Origin of the sequence: Nocardia sp. NPDC051750, from assembly GCF_044453135.1 — a bacterium.
Taxonomy (GTDB): domain Bacteria; phylum Actinomycetota; class Actinomycetes; order Mycobacteriales; family Mycobacteriaceae; genus Nocardia.
This window is the reverse complement of the sequence record NZ_JBITCK010000003.1, coordinates 823,225-838,987: the sequence shown is the minus strand read 5'-3', so window position 1 is coordinate 838,987 and position 15,763 is coordinate 823,225. Positions and strand designations below refer to the sequence as shown.

At 66.3% G+C, this 15,763-nt stretch carries 1 protein-coding gene (cut by a window edge); it reads right to left on the bottom strand.

Features of this window, described 5'->3' with window-relative positions; genetic code table 11:
- Positions 1-15,763: the 5' portion of a hypothetical protein gene (locus ACIA75_RS17065; protein ID WP_397104780.1), read on the bottom strand. 13,016 nt of this gene lie to the left of the window's left edge; the window shows 15,763 of its 28,779 coding nt (coding positions 1-15,763); its start codon is at positions 15,761-15,763; its stop codon lies beyond the left edge, outside the window.

Sequence of the window (15,763 nt, the reverse complement as noted above, 5' to 3'; positions counted from 1 at the left end):
TCAGCAGATCGTGGACAATGCCGACCGCTTCCCGGTCGATGATGTTCTCGCGACCACGCGACCACACCTCGACGTCGGCTTCGGCTCCGGCTTCGACCGGATCGATCCGACCGTCCTTGAAGCTGTAGCCGCTCAGATGCCGTTTCAACCAGGCCCAGTAATCCAAGCTCGTCGGCTCCCCCAGACGATTGGTCATGTAGTGACCCAGCAGCACATCACCGACCAGCATCCGGAACAGGCCGTTCCCGGCGACCTCGAGGGCGTGCCCCCATTCGTGCCCGCCGGACCACCACACCGGGCGGAGGCCGGCCTGCGGCCGGAAATTCCCCGATTCGACGGCGCGGTCGAAAATTCTTCGGAAGAATTCCGCATTCTCGGTGTAGGCAGGGTTGAGTGCGATTTTATCCACGAAGACCGGGCGACTGTAATCGGGCTCGGTCGGATCACCCCTGACGACAAAAGGCGTAACGCCATAGAATGTCCGCGCCAGGACACCGGGGAAGCGGGCGGCCAGCGGAAATCCGATACCCACTGCACGAACATCCATCAGTTTGTCTTTATCGAATCCATTCACGAAGAAGCGTGCCCATTCACGGGCGATCTCCGGATCGATACGCGTCCCGAAACCATAGACAATAATGGCACTTCCCTCGAGCTTGTGCACCCTACCCGATACATCCGTGATTTCCGAATGAGATGTTCTGGTGGAAACATCGTAAATACCGGGCCCGAAGTTCACGACCTCTTTTCGCGTGATCTCCTGTAGCTTTCTTGTCAGTATGCTCGCGACGTCGTGCTGAGATTTTCCGGTGAATTCGTCCTGGATGGGGGCACCGGAGTCGTCCAGGGCGCCGAGCATCTCCGCAGCGCTGGGTTCGGGCAACGGCAGGGGCACCGCATGGTCCGGGTCGAGCAGCCGCGGCTGCACACCGTCCTGTGCGACCAGAAGCTCGGCCAGTTTCCGGCTCACCGCCACGTGTTCCGGGTCGAAGTGTGTGTCGGCGTTCCGGTATTCGACCCAGTTCGAGACGAATCCGTCGATCAGCGCCTTATCGGGAAGGACATCATTCCACTCGTCCGGAAAACTGGTGTGCGGCAGCACCTCCGTCAACCAGGTCCGATAGCCCGGCCCGCTGAGCCGCCACCGCTCACCGACGGTGTTCGGCAGGCGCCGGTTGTCCCGGTAATGGTGGGTCAGTTCGGCGTGGACGAGATCGCGCGCCAGATAGCCGCCGTGATGATCCAATGCGTGGGCGAACGTCTGAGCAACGAGTGCGTCGGCGGGCCGATCGGCAAAAGTTACCGGAAGAACACCGTCGGCGATATCCTGCTGGATCCCGGCCAGAAAGTAATCCTCGGTACCTGTATCGAAATACGGCCTGGTGAACTGGTCGACTCCGAAAATGATGGCGTCGGTGAATCGGTGGCCGGTATCCGTTTCCGCTACCCGCACTTCGTACCGGTCCGGTATCCGGCCGAAGCCGATACACCGCACATCCAGCTGCGGATTCAGCGCGAACAGTCGCGCCACGGCATGGGCCATATCCCGTATCGCCGGCGGGTCGTCATCGGGTAATTTGTCGAACCCGAACACTTCGATGGGATGAACCCGATCGGCCAGCAGTTCCTGCAATTCCACGCCGACCTCGGCCGGCGGCCGGCCCGAAAATTCGACCGGTTGTCCCGGTATATGCCCGTCACTTTCGCCCGCCGGTGGCACAGTGGTCGGTTCGAATCCGTCCTGAACCGGCGGTACCCGGTCGTCGGGCAGGTCCGGGTCCGGCAGGCCGAGCCGCGGAACGAGAGGCTGCTCGGGATCGGCCGCCTCACTCGCGGTGTTCTCCGGCTCGTCAGCCACCGGACTCGTACCGTGCAGGTAATCCCATGCCGCGCCGAAGAATTCGGCGTACGTGCGGTCCGGCGATACTTCGAGCCCGGGCAGTTCGCGCCGCAGCGCCGCCACCCCGGCATCGTGGCCGGCCCGCAAGACCTCGGGCGAGCCGTCCCCGGCCGCCACCTGGCGCTCGAAAGCCGCGCCGTAGATGGGCTCCCACGCAGCCTCGGGAATCTCGGCAGCCGAGAGCGCGCTATCGCTCAGCGCCCGCAACTGCCGGAGCGCCACGACCTCCATCGCCTGTGCCCGCGCCTGATACTCGATCATCCGATCGATATAGTCCGCGCGGGAAGCCGCCAGCCCGAACAGCGTTGCTTCTCCGGCCGCCTGCTGTGCCGCGATGTCGGCGTGCACCGCGGTATGCACCATCGCCGCCATCTGGGCACCGTCGGACCCGCCCGGATCGAGCACCAGCAGCCGCTGCTCCGGGTAGTACCGGTCGACGGCATACGACCGGTACTCGATCCGGATATCGTGCTCCCGCAACACCGCATCGGCCCACGCACCGACATCGGCCCGGGCCAGGAGCCGGCGGATCCGGCCGGTTTCGCTGTCCGCAGCCCGCTGCGCCACGTCCGCGACAGGAAGATCTCGCAACGGCTCCTCCGGCAGTGACGGAGACGGCTCGTCGACCTCCGTCACCCTGACCTGCCCGTCCAGCCCAACCCTGACGTCACGGTATTCGCGAGCGATATCGGCTCGGTGCACGATATCGCCGGACAGCTGCGCCGCTACCGCCACCGCCCGATCGTGATCACCTGTGCGCGCGACGATCACCAGCCGATCCGGTTCCCCCGGCAGGTAAGCGACGTTATCGGTGAGCACTCGGGCACCTGGGAGATCCCGCACCGCCGCTGCCAGCACATCCCGCGCCACCAGGGTGTGCACAGCGTGCTGCTCGGTACGGAATCGAGCCGCCTGTCGCAACGAGTCGTTCTGCAGATCGGCCAGCCGGTGCAACTCGTGCCGGCGCCGCCGCAATTCCGCTCGGTCTTCCGCTGATTCGGTGGTGGCCAGCTCCCGCTCCACCCGCTGCAGTGGGGTCTCGGTCCCGCCGGACGCAGCCGGGTCGGCGGGCAGCGGATCAACAGCGAGCAGGGAAGACAATTGTGCCACCGCGGCCCCGGCAGCCTCCCACCGCAGATCGGCATCCTTCCAGTCCACCAGGCCACGCCGCAGTTCCGCGTCGAATTCCGGACCGGTGGATCGATACCGCTCGCCGGCGGGAACAGGGTTGCCCCTGCCGCTGTGGGCTTCATCCCACACTCGTCCGTACCTTCTGGCGTGATGTTCCCGGTACATCGCGTGTACTGCCGCGACACCGCGCTCATGAGACCGTACTGCCGCGTCATCGGACGAGGCGGCATCAGGTGTGCCGGCATCGCCGGCCTGTTCGGTTACCGCTGCGTAGTAAACATTTTCGCCGGCGAAGGGCGGTATCGGATAACCCAGCTCGCGCCATTCGGCCGCCAGCCGGACCGTCAATATTTCGGCGTCGGTCTCCTCACCGACCCGGGCCGCAATGTAGTCCGCTCGGCCCATTCCGGCCGGATCGGCGACCTCACCATCGATGTCGTACAGCGCGTGCACCGCTTCGTGTGCCAGTGTCAGCCCCTGCGTGAGCAGATCCGCCTCTGCCGTATGCACACGTGCGGTCAGCGACCGCGTCACGTACTGGCCCAGAACCCTGTCGTGGTTGCCCACTTCGAACGTTCCGTACGGCACGAAGTCGGTACGGATCCGCCGGTCACCGAGTATCGCCAGAATTTCCCGGCCGGTCGGAGTGAGGGCCAGCAAGCTCCGGATCTGTTGCTCCGGGTCGTCCAGGGCAACCGCCACCAGGTCGCTCCGGGCGTCTCCGGAACCGGTGGGCGGGAGCAGTATCCGGTCGTCCTGCAAAGCAGTCGGAAGTTCCGGAGCAAAGCGGGGCGCCGAAGCGTCCGGGGTGTCCGAAGCGTCCGGGGTATCCGGGATGTCCGGAATGGCCGGGGTGAGACTACGGCCCCCATCCACCACTGCCGGAATATCGGGTCCGACAATGACGCCGCCTACCTCGCCGCGGGGGATCGCGGCAAATGGGTCCAGGCCGTTGATGATCTCGCCGGTGGCCTCGAGGCGGTAGGTCCCGCGCAGGGCCAGAAGTTCGGTGAGCCGGGCGCTCGGTACCCCGTTGGTGTGCTGCGCCCGCGCCAGCTCTCTCAGCAGGTCGTAGACAACCGCGATCACCTCGTCGTCACCGACGTTCTCGCGGCCACGCCACAACACCTCGGGGACAGCGTCGGGGCCGACTTCGCGCGGATCGATCTGCCAACGGTCCGGCAGGTCCGTGATGCTGTGACCACTCAGGTTCGAACTCAGCCAGATGACGTAGTCAGAGATCGTCTGATTCCCGGAATGCTGGTGCATGAAGAGACCGAGCAGCACGTCACCGATCTTCGTCCGGAACTCGCCGGCCCCCGCGGCGTCGAGGACGTGCCCCCACTCGTGTCCGCCTAACCACCACACCGGTCGTGCACCGGCATCCCGCCCGAGCTGCCGCACTTCCACGGCATTGTCGACACCCCTGCGCAAGAACTCTGCCTTCTCGGCCACCTCGGAGTTGAACTGGATACGCTCCACGGAGACCGGGCGGTCCCCATCGAGCTCGGCGGATTCGCCTTCGGTCACCGGCGGCGAACCCGGATATGTCCGGGCCAAAACGTAATGGTTGAGGTTCGGCTCGGGCTCGATCGGTCCGATACCCACCGCGGGAACGTGAACAAAGTCATCGGTTTCGAAGCGGTCCACCATGAAACGCGCAATCTCACCGGCAACCTCTGGATCGATACTTTCATCGAACCCATAGACGACTACCGGTTTCTTGGTAATTTCCTCGAGCTTATCCGTCAGAATTTCAGATATTTCAGGCGAGGATTTCTCGAAGAAACCATCCGTTATCGGCGCACCGGATTCGTCCACCGCGCCGAGTATCTGCGCGGGGGTCGGTTCGGGCAACGGCAACGGCTCCGCATGTTCCGTGTCGAGCGGACGCGGCTCCACTCCGTCCTGGACGGCCAGCAGGCCGGCCAGTGTCCGGTTCGCCGCGTCCTGCGCTGTTGTCTGAGCGAAGCCGCCGAAATTCGCGGCGACCCAGTTCGCCGTGAATCCGTCTATCAGTGCCTTCCCTGGAACGATATCGTGCCAGCTGTCCACAAAACTCGACTGCGGTAGTACCTCCTTCAGCCAGCGGCGATAGTTCGGGCCGTCGAGGCTCCACCGTTCGCGGCTCAGGTACTTACGGGGCCGGTTGTCGCGGAAGCAATGGGTCAGTTCGGCATGCACCATTTCACGAGCCAGATATCCGCCCGCGTGATCCAATGCGTGTGCAAATGCCCGGGCCGCGAGCGCGGGACCGGGCTGCGCGGCAGATATTTCCGGAAGGATCCCGTTGTCGATATCCTGCCGGATCATTTCGTGAAAGTAGTTGCCGGTGGCTGTATCCCCGCCGGGTCTGATGAACTGGCCGATTCCGAAGACGATCGCTTCGGTGTAGCGATGCCCGGTATCGGTTTCCGCCACCCGCACGTCGTACCGGTTCCGCGTCGGGCCGAAACCGATCTGCCGCACATCCAGTTGCGGGTTCAGCTCGAGCATCCGCAGCATGTCGCGGGCCATGTCTTGTACATCCGGCGCGGTATCGAGGGGCAGTGTGTCGAACCCGAACACCTCGACGGGATGTTCCCGGCCGGCCAGTAGATCCCGCAGTAGTCGCCCGACCTCGGCCGGAGACTTGCCCGAGAAATCTTCCCGCTGTTTCGGCACGTCATCCCGGGCAGTGTCCGGAATGTGCCTGGCACGCTCATCCGCCGGGTTCGCCGGTGTGGCCGGTTCGTCGCCCGGTCTCCCGGCATTCGAGTCATCCGATACCACCTCGGGCCCGGCGACCGGTTCCGTGCCGGCCGCGACCGGATTCTCCGGACGCAGGAAGCGCACGACAGCAGAAGGGCGTTCCGCGAGCTGTCCGGCGTTCTCCGCCGAACCGATCTCGATCCGGGTGAACCCGTGTTCGGCCGCGAGCTCGGCGACACCGGCATCGACCAGCCCGTCCCCGGTGACCATCGGGCTCGGCATACCGTCTCCGCCGTCGCCCGGCACACCATCGGCCACGATCCAGTCGACCCGGAATTCGGTGGCCAGATGACTGAGATTGCGCAAGATATCACTGAACATATCCGCGCCGCGCGGAGTGTTTTCCCCGGAACGGATCTCGGCCCGCACCACTCCGGCCGAATCGACCGTTGCCCAGACTCCGAATCCGTCCCCCGCCCCGTACTGATTGAGGTAACTGTCCTCGATCGAGCCGACAACCCCGATCCGATCCAGTTCCACAGCACTGTCGGCCTGTCCGAGGGCGTGGGCGCGGATCTGCCGCAGCCGCGCCATACCCTGGTCGTACCAGTCGAGCTTGTCGTACTGTTCGAATACCGGGTGGGTCGTCGCGAATCGTTCGATGAAGTCGTCGACCGCAGCCGCCGACAACACCTGGTTGTCCTGGTATTCGACGGCACCGTCGCCGGTGTGGCGCAGCAGATAGCCGGAGAACGGGCCTATCTCGGAAGGCACCACGCCGCCGTCCTCGAATGCGCGGTAGTGGCCGACAGCGAGAACAGTCTTCTGTTTTCCAGGTCTTACATAGATTTCCGCCCCGGACCGTCCTCGGTTACCCGTGACCGTATCCAGCAGCCCCAGCAGTAATCCCTGGTCGGTATCGGCATACCGCGCCAGCAGCCCGGGAACGTCAGCGGAAGCACGATCGGCCGGCGTTCCCAGCGGGATACGCTGGTAGAACATCTGCAGTTCGCACGCTGCCCGCGGCACCGGCGCACCGATTGCCCGGCCGACAACCGAGGTCAGCAGGGCGGCCACGGCGCGGTCGCGGTCGGCGAAGAAGATCTTGACGAGGATTTCGCCGTTCGCGTACTCGACCTGCTCGACCACTCTGGTTTCCGAATTTTCCAGCACCCGCGACGGACGCACGTCGCCGCGGTCCGATATCGCCGGGCCGGCCAGGCGGGTATCGGCGACGATCCGATCCATCGAGCGCACACCACGTGCCTGCTCCCATGCGGTGCTGTAGTACTCGGCGTAAGTCCGGCCGGAGGGCAATCGGTGGTTCGCCAGTTCAGGGCGTATCGCCTGTAAGCCGGCGATATTGGCCAGGGCGTCCAGATCGGCAGGCGAGCGGCCGGGATCGTTCGCCGCGAGCCGCGCACGTTCGGTATCGAATGCGGTGGTGTAGGCCCTTTCCAGGGCGGTTTCCGGGATATCGGAACCGGCAGTGCGCAACTCCCTGATCGCGATGATTTCCAGGGCGTGCGCACGGGCTTCTTCGGCGAGCATACTGCGGACGTAATCCCACCGTGGGACCTGCATCCGAAACCTGGTCCCCATCGGGGTTTCCCGGCTGCCGGCGGCTTCGATATGGATTGCGGCATGCACCATGGCGGCAAGCTGCTGACCGTCGGACAAACCCGGATCCAGGACCAGGGTCTTGCGCACCGGATCGTACTGATTGTCCGCGCCCGTCGCGTATTCGATCCGCACCTCCCAGTCCCGCAGAATGGTGTCGGCCCAGGGACCGACCTGGGTCTTGCTCGTATCGGCGAGCTCACGGCGGATATGTACCAGCCGCTCGGTTGCTGCCCGGTCGGCCGCGGACGCGGGTTCGGCGAGCACCGCGGCGGAACGCGATCGGTGCGGGTCAGGGTGCTCGACGAGTTCCACCTGGAAGGACCCGTCCGGGTAGTGCCAGGCGCGCCGATACTCCGTTTGGATATCACCGCGCTCCAGAATCGCGGCCGTCTCCGGATCCCGGCCGGCCGCGGCCAGCGCCGCGCTGTGCCCATCCGATAAGGCCACCACCACGATACGGTCCGGCGTACCCGGCAGATACGCGACCTGATCGGTGAGCAGCCGCGCACCGGATCCGGCCGCGGCCTCGTCCCGGATTGCCGCGGTGAGCACATCCCGTCCCAGCAGCACCTCGAGGCGGAGCCCAGCATGCGCAACGAGGGACTCCAGCCACGCCGACCGGGCGATCAGATCGTCGAGCACTCGCAGGTCGTGCCGGCGCCGCCGGGATTCGACCGGATCATCCGACGTCCCGGGTGGCCGCCGTAATTCGGTCTCGACAGCCTTGTGCCACTCCGTCGAACTCAGCTCGGTGCCGAAACCGAGCTCGGCAGCCAGTTCCCGGATCCGGTCCGCGGACTCGCTCCTTCGCAGATCGAGATCGTGACGTTCCAGCACACCCCGGCGCAGTTCGGCGGCTACCGCGGGATCAGCAGGCCGGTACCAGTAGTCTCCGGCGGAGCCCGCGTCACCGGCCACGGCATCACCGGGCGCCGGATTCTCCTGATCCCAGAATTCTCCGTAGTACTGGTTGTACCCCATCCCCCGCTGGATCACCTCGAGTCCGACCAGGTCACGCAGGGCGGCGACACCCTGTTCATGCATCTGCTCGGCGACCACCTCCGATTCGGTCAGCCGAGCGTTACGCAGGTACTGCCCGGTCGCCGAGACGTACGCCTTCTCCAGAGAAGTTTCCGGTACCCGATACCCCAGCGCCCGAAATTCCTGCCCGGCCCGGATGGCCAGCGCTTCCGCATGCGCTTCCTCGTCGACCATGACGGCCACGAATTCTTCGCGGGACATCGTCCGCCGCCGCTCGATCGCGAGACCGCTGATGCCGTTCACGTGGTACTGCGCATGCACCGATTCGTGCACCGCGGTGATGGCCTGCGCGACCAGTCCTCTGCCGTCGGTAAATGCCTTCACCGACAACAAGTGCCATTCGAAACTCCCCTCGACACCCAGCTTTCCAGGAGGCGCGTCCTTGTCACGGAGTGGGAAATGGGTCCGGATCATCGGGTTCGCGTCGAGAAATTCCAGGGCCTTCCGCCCGGTTGCGATCTGTGTGAGGAGATCCCGGACCTGGCCGGCCGGATCGATGCCTTCGACACGTTCCGATCGGCTCTCGTCGCCCGCATCCCGGTCCGCTGACCTCTCGCGCTCGCGCCGCGGATTGCCGCCGTCGACGGTTTTCCCGACCGGTGGCCGGGCCCGGACGAAGGTCCCGTCGGACACCCGGTAATGCGACGAGCGGTAACGCAGCTGATCGATGAACCCACCGAACCGGCCGCGTAGTGTTTCCCGATCGGCGGACCGGACCAGCAGGTCGTACAGGATCCAGACGGGGGCGCTGACATTCTCACGGCCCTCCGCGGTCACCTGGGCGTAGGCTTCGGCCAGCGCTTCGCCGGGAAGCAGCCACCCCGTTCCGGGGTCGAAACTGTATCCGCTGAGGTTCTTTCGCAACCAGGCGTTGTACCCCTCGACCGTATCGGGCCCCAGCCGCTCGGCCATATAGTGCTGCAGCAGCGCGTTGCCGGCCAGTCTCCGGGCGGCGGTCGTCCCGGCGCGGTCCAGTAGATGCCCGAAGTCATGCGAAATGACGGTGTACAGCGGACGCGCGCGAGCACTGTCCGCGAAGTGGTGCAGTGCGGCGTTGGCGTCCACCAGACGCCGGATCTTCCCGGGATCCGCGGCGAGCAGCTGGTTGAGTACCAGATGCCGGGTCAACCACACCGTACCGTCTGCCGCAGTGACTTGACGATACTGCACTTCGGCCAGAACCCGTTCGGATGTCTCGTGGTCGATCGGCCCGATCTCGATCGAATCCAACGGGGTGTGTGGCGCCTCGTCGAACCTGTCCACCACGGCGCGGGCGTATTCGCGCGCGATTTCGGTATTCACCGCATCCGGATCGAAACCGACTACCGGAATATCCGATCCGGTGGTGTCGAACAACTTCCTGCGGAGCTCTACGGCGACCCGAGCCGGATCCCACCGAGTCCAGTCGTCAGTGTCCGGTACCCCGAGCAATTCCGCACTACGCCCTGCCTCCGGCAGCGGCCGTGCATCAGCCGGGCCCACGGTGTGCGGTGCAATATCTGGCTGCACCACTCCCCGATCGGCCGGGGTGCCGGTCTGGATTTCCCGGACCTCCCACTCGGGATCGGCCAAGGCCGCCGCCATGAGGTCGCGGCGAGATTCATCATCCGCAGCAGGGTCGGCCTTCGGCCCAGCCGAGTCACTTCCGACCTCCGAGCCACCGGCCGGCAAGCGGGCCTTTTCCGATCCCATCCTCGGGCCGGACTTCCCCAGAAACTCCAGCATGGGTTGGACGAGCGCCCATTCGGCGGCGTTGAGGGCCCCGAGACCCTTGACTCGTCCGGCTTTGTGTGCCGCCACCAGCGCCTTCGGCATATCCAGAGCGCCGAGCGGAAACTCCCGGCCCGGATCCTCGCCGGAATGGAAGGTGTCGCCGGGTAGTCGCATACGCAGCCAGTGCTCGAAACCGCGGAGGAGCAGACTGCGCTGGTCCGGTGTGGTCGGACCGGTGGCGCGGAAGAAGGCCTCGCCCAACAGTATTGAAGCCCGCCGTCGTACCCAGGGATCATTTGCTGCCCGCTGGATCATGTCCTCGCTCGCAGAACCACCCGCCGGCTCCCCTCCATCCGGCGGCAACGGCCCGTCCTGCGTCTTACGGCCCGACGGCTGTGGCCGATCTCCTCGGGGCTCGGCCATTGCGGCAACGCCACCACCGGATTCGGCGCTCTTCTCCGCGCCCGCGATCCCCATCGGGTCTGCACCGTCGACTTGCCGGTCCGGGAAGAGGATGTTGCGCCGGATGCTCCCATCGGTGAGCTGGACCCGGTAACCGGAAGCACCGAACCGCTGCCGATCGCCGAACCGGCGCACCCTCCCCAGCAACGACTCGTCCGCCGCCCGGACCGCCAGATCGTAGATGATCCGCACGGCATCGTTGGCGTTCTCATACCCCTGCGAGCGGACATCGGCGAACGCCGCGGCGATGGCTTCGGTGGGATTCAAGCGCCCATCGGCGTGGAAGCTGTAACCGCTCAGCTGATCGTTCAGCCAACTCTCGTATTCCCCCACCCTCGCCGGGCCCAGGCGGTTCGCCATGTAGTGGCGCAGCAGCGCATTGCCGACCGATCTGCGTGCCACCCCGTGCCCGGCGAAATCGACCGCATGCCCGAACTCGTGCAGCACCACCGCACGCACCGGGCGCGCCCGGCCGCTGTCCGGGTGCAGGCCGGACTCGGCGGAATTCATCGCACTTCGCCAGAAGTACTCCGCATTCTCGGCATACGCCCGATTCAGTACCAGACTTTCGGTATGCGTGATCCGGCGCGGCGGCTTCCGGCCCTCTTCTCCTTCGTATCGCCCGGGCGGCGAATCACCGTATCCCGGCCGGGTCGCCCCGAAAAATCTATGTTCCGAACGCCTTTGACCGGTCGCGACGAGATCGGCGAAGGCCGTCTCCAGCACCGGGATATGCGGGAGGTCGCGATATACCTCTTCCAGGGAGCGCGCGGCCTCCCGCAACACGTCGATATCGAGGTCGTCGTCGTATCCGGTGACCCGAATATCACGACCGGTGATATCAGCGAGCACTTCCGCCAGGCGACTCGCAATCTTCGCCGCGGTAGGCTGCGCGGCCCACTCGTCGTCGAACACCGTTTGCGGCATCAATGCCGCATTACCGGGTTCGGGCAATCGCACCGGATCGACCCCGGCCGGAATAGTTGTACGCGGTTCGATTCCGTCCTGCGCGTCCTGTAGCTCTGCCAGCCTGATCAGCGATGCGTCCGCGGCACGGCCGCGCAGGGTCGTTTCCAGCAGTGCCGACGCCAGCGCCTTCGCTGGATCGAGATGACCGCCGACCTGGTCGGTGAAAGCGTAGGGCATGAGCTGCCGGAACCAGCGCCGGAACTCCGGACCGTGCTGCGGCCGGTGTCCGCTGCCGGCAAAGGACTGCCGCAGAACCTCGTCCACTGCCGGGTGCGCCATCCGGCCGACCGAAACATCCCGCGCATGACCGAATGCGAGTACTGCCACCGCGAATGCCGGGCGGTCCAGGACGGCTTCCGGAAGGCGGCCCAGCGTCACATCCCGCTGCACATTCGCCAGGAAATAGTCGCCGTATTCATCGTCCGGGGCCGCAGGATCAGATTTGAAAAAATAATGGGTGTCGAACGCGATACCCGGAACATACGTCTGTTCCTGATTGTCGGCGAACTCATTTCCGGCCGGCAAAGGCGGATTATCGGAAGGAGTCACCGAGAAAGGCATCTCGTCCCATAGCGGGAAAACTTCGATATCCAGGGAATCCAGCGGGTACCTTCCGAACATTACGACCATGGCGCGGGCATATTCAGCGAGCACCTCCGACGTGAGCTTCGGATCATCGAACTGCACACGGAGGTCTTCGTTGCCGGTCAATTCCCGCAATCGGTGCTGCAACTCAGCACCGATCGCACGGTTGGCATCCCACGTGGAATCTGCCGAATCGATCAGATCCGACCACTTATCGGTGATCGAGCCACCATAGCGGGCGCGCAATGACCGGCCGGCAACCGTATCGCCGGCCACGGCCGCTTCGGCCGCTGCCGGCGAAGAGCGGCGGTCATCGAGGTCCACCTCCTTCGGCGCGGAGGTCTGCGATGCCCGGGGCGCCGGACGCACCCGCTGCTCGGGTAGTGGTTCCAGCTCGACGAAGGGGTTCCATTCGGCATCCCACGGACGCTTACCCTTGCCCCGCCGCCCGGACTCCGCCCATTGTGCGTCGGCTTGCTCTTTGAGTTCATTCGCCGCGTGCTGGACCTCGGTGATCAGGTCGTCGTACCGCCGCAAGCCGGCGATCCCGTCTCCGTTGAACGCATCGTGTTGCAGCGAACGAAGATAGGCCGCACGCTGCGCCGCGAGCTGCCCTTCGATATCCAGCCGGACTGCCGCGCGCCGGGCCGCGAAACGCTCCCGGGATTCGCCGGGCAGCTTGCCTGTCCGGTAGGCGTCGTCAGCGACTATCGCTCGTTCGTCGGTATTTCGATAGTGCTCCGTCAGCGGCCGGACCCGTGGATCCAGCCAGCTCGGGCGGACCGGCCGGCCGGCGCCGTCCAGCAGTACCGCCGATACCGAGTCGGCCTCGCGCGGCAGATCGGGCGGGAACCGGCGCCGGACTCCAGCTGACGGATCGGAGACCTGGACGAAGTATTCGCCGGTTTCCTTGTTCATCCGCACGGTCATCGTGTAGGCATGGCCGCCCACCGCCGGCCCCTCCGCGGGGGCGGCGTACCGGTCCACGATGAGGGCCCGCGGCCCCCGGCCCTGCGCTACCTGCCGTGGATCCAGCCCGGCCGCCATCCGCAGCAGCTCATCGGCGATCGGCTGATGGCGGGATTGTGTCCCGTCCGCCGGCGGGAATTCGAACAGTGGGCTGCGGACCGCCTCCTCGATCTCGGCGAGCTTCATCCCCCCGGGACCGATCGGCCCGGCCGGCACCCGGAGGACTCGGCTACCCGTTTCCCGGGCGAGTTCGGTCAGCGCCAGCTGCACGCAGTCGCTACGGCGGCCGCCGGTTCGGGGCGCCACCGTGGTTCCCGATTCCCCCTCCGGTGCGCCGTGCTCAGCCGCGGTGAACCGCTCTGAGCCGGCGCCGTTCGGTGGCACCGGACGTCGGATCACGTCCCGAGGATCGGGTCCGTTCGCGCCCGCGCCGGCCGGCGCAACCATCGCCGCATCGGGTGCGGGGCCACCGGATTCCCCGTCCTGACCTCCATGCCGGGCGGCCACCGGTTCCGCGACGACGGATCCGGATAGATCGGCCGCCGCCCCGCTATCAGCCGCAACCCCGGACTCGGTGCCAGGAGACGGTGCCGGTCCTGCGGACCGCGCCTCGGACACATCATTTCCGAATCCTCCAGCCGGGCCGGGCCGCCGGGGCGAACTCCCGTCCACAACACCCGGGCGGGCCGGAGCGGAACCCCTATCCTGTTGCCCCGCAGCAGGGCCCGTGACACGGGCGCCCACCGTCCCGGACCTGTTCGCCGGCGATGCGGCCGGCGACCCGCCGCCGGGTTGGTCGGCGACCACCGCACCGGCCGGCGCGCCACCGGCGACCGGTCCCGGTACGGTCACCGACGCACCCGCCGCCCCCGCAGTGGCTATCTCGTCGCCGAGGTCGGCGAGCACCGCAGCACCTGCACCGGATTCCGGATCGACAAACCCGGCGGCTACGTCCGGCGCAGCGGAAGTACGTGCGGAAGTTCCTGCACCGGCTGTCGGATCATTCGGCTCTCCGGCCGATGATTCTTCCTGGGTCCCGGTGGCGGCACCGGATTCGCCCGGCGCCGATTCGCCTACCCGGGTATCAGCTCCCGGCTCCGCGGATTCCGGCTTCGGGTCGCGGGTGGCTGTCGCGGAATTCCCGGACGCCTCATCCGAATCGCGGTCGGCCATCGACGCGGAATTTTCGCCCTCGCGAACATCGGACGAGGCGCCGACCCCGGCAGACCTCGGTTCAGTCGCGGCACCGGCTGCGGTGGCCGCCGGGTCGGCGGCACCATTCACGCTCTCGACACCGCGCGTAGCACCGGCAGCCGACCCGGCCTCGACTCCCGCCACACCAGCCGTCCCGACGGCAGCGCCTCCCACCGGCGAGCCCGCACCACCGGCCGGACCGGCGGCGGCTTCCGCCGACACCCTCGCGTCACCGGCCGGCCCGGCAATAACATCGTCGACCTGCAGGCCCGCCACACCGCCGCCGTCCACAGCTCCGGCAACTGCCACCGATCCGGCGGCCCCGGAATCACCCTCCGAACCACCGTCGCTGAACCCGATGCCCGGGCGATCATCTGTTCCCCCGAACGCGGCGGCGGACAGCCGATCACCGAAGCTGAAGTTGCCCCATCTCTGCTTATGGCTCTCGCTGTTACGACCCCAGCGCGGCAGCTCGGCCGCCGTTTTGTTGCCCCCGGTCAACGCGCCACTCACCGCACCGCCGCTGATCATGAGCGGACTGAACTGCGGTGCGAGGGTGTCCATGGACAGAGTGCCCGCCCGGATTTCCTCCCAGCTCTTGCCGTCGTGCAGGTCGATCCCGACCTGGGTACCGATCGCCGCCCCCAGCCCCGCGACACCTCCGATCGCACCCGCAACGGTACCGGTGAGCGTCCCGTTCACCAGCCTCATGGGCACGCTGTCACCGAGTCGCCGGCTCAGGTTCTGGTGGACGATCCCGGCCGCCGGCCCGGCCGCCAGGCCACCGGCCGCCGAACTGACTGCGGTGATTCCGAGCTGGGTGGTGTTGATACCGTGCCGGCGGCGATCGCCCTGCCAGGCTTGCACAGCCAAGTCCTGGCCGACCCCGATAGTGGTATCGATAGCGGCGTGCCGCACGACGAAAGTCGGCAGCTTCCGGACACCGAAGTTCAGCAGCTGCTGCTTGGCCATCCCGCCGACGGCCCGGCCGATGGCCAGCAGCGCCCGCTGCAACAACCCTCTCACCACCACCCGGGTCACCGCGATGGCCACCCCTTGCGCCACGGGGGCGGTCGGCGGAAAAATCCATGCCAGCGCGATTTCCAGGGCCAGCAACACCAGCGACGACCAGAACATCAGCTTGGCATATTCGATTTCGGTGCCGGTGTCCCAGGTCGCATCCGCTGTCATGTTCAGAAAGCGGACCAGTGCTTTCAGCGATGAATCGTCTTCCGCGGGGGTTGTCGGGACGAGGAAACTGTCGAACGTCTTCTGCAGACCCTCCCGGATCTCCCCCTGCGGGGCGGCGGCGAGGGCGGCTTCTTTGGCGGCGACGAGCTCGTTGTCGAGGATCTCGTCCAAGCGGCTCGCGGCGGCGCGCCAGTCCTGGGACAGCGCCCACATCTGGTCCGGGTCACCGTCCGGCCATTCCATCCCGACAAGCCATTTGAGCCATTCCAGCTCGGAGGGCAGCTCCCAGACCAT